Source organism: Pseudomonas sp. PDM17 (assembly GCF_014851985.1).
Taxonomy (GTDB): Bacteria; Pseudomonadota; Gammaproteobacteria; order Pseudomonadales; family Pseudomonadaceae; genus Pseudomonas.
On sequence record NZ_JACVAT010000020.1, the window covers coordinates 1 to 814 of the forward strand.

The window sequence follows — 814 nt, forward strand, 5'->3', positions numbered from 1 at the left end:
TCGCGGTAGTAGTAGGCGCGATTGCTGACCTGCTGCAGGACCAGTCCATAGCCGCTCTGCAGGTTCCAGACGGCGTCCCGGCCGCTGGACTCCAGCGAGGAAAGCGGGCGCAGCGGTAAGGGTGGCGCGGGCAGGTAGTGACGCTGGTCGTCGTGGAATTCCAGTACCTCGATGCGCAGGCGCTCATCCATGCTGAAGCGGTACCAGATGCCCACCTCGGCCGTGAGGCGCTGGATGAACGCCAGATCATCCTCGCCGTACTGCATCACCTGTTCGCGTTGCGGATATTCACGGGTCAGTTCGAAGAGGAAATCCTGCCCTTCGAACTCATTGCGCCGCAGTACCTGCTCGACGATCTGCGGCACGCTCTGGTTCTGGTAAATGCGGTACTGGCGAGCGAGGCCCAGCAGCTTCAGACGGGGGACGAAAGTCACCTTGTAGCGGGATTCGTCCCGTGACATGGCCAGCAGGGAAAAGCGGCTGATCGTGCCGTACAGCGTACGCAGGGGCGGCGCGAGCGGCGGCGTGTAGCCGGGAATGCCTAACTGCTCGGGCGGCGCGCGCAGGCTGAAGCTGGCGTCCTTGCAGAGGAACGAGTCGGCGGGGAGGTCGAGATCGGTGCTGGTGAATTCGATGCGGTAGGCGAAGGGCTGGCTGAGCGCTTCGTCTCCCGTGAAGGCCAGGACATCGAGCGGCGCGGTGACGTCCCTGATACTAAGCGTATGACGACTGTGATCGAAGAAGCGGTGGGCGGCATCGATGAGCATGGCGGGCGTCCGTTCCGGGGAGAACGTCGATCCCACCAGTTAGGCTG

The 814-nt window shown here is 63.5% G+C and carries 1 protein-coding gene; it reads right to left on the reverse strand.

What is annotated here, in order from left to right; genetic code table 11:
• Positions 1 to 767 (reverse strand): type VI secretion system Vgr family protein (locus IB256_RS30465; RefSeq protein WP_192404995.1); only part of this gene is annotated, 767 nt, incomplete at its 3' end.
• Positions 768 to 814 lie beyond the last annotated feature (47 nt).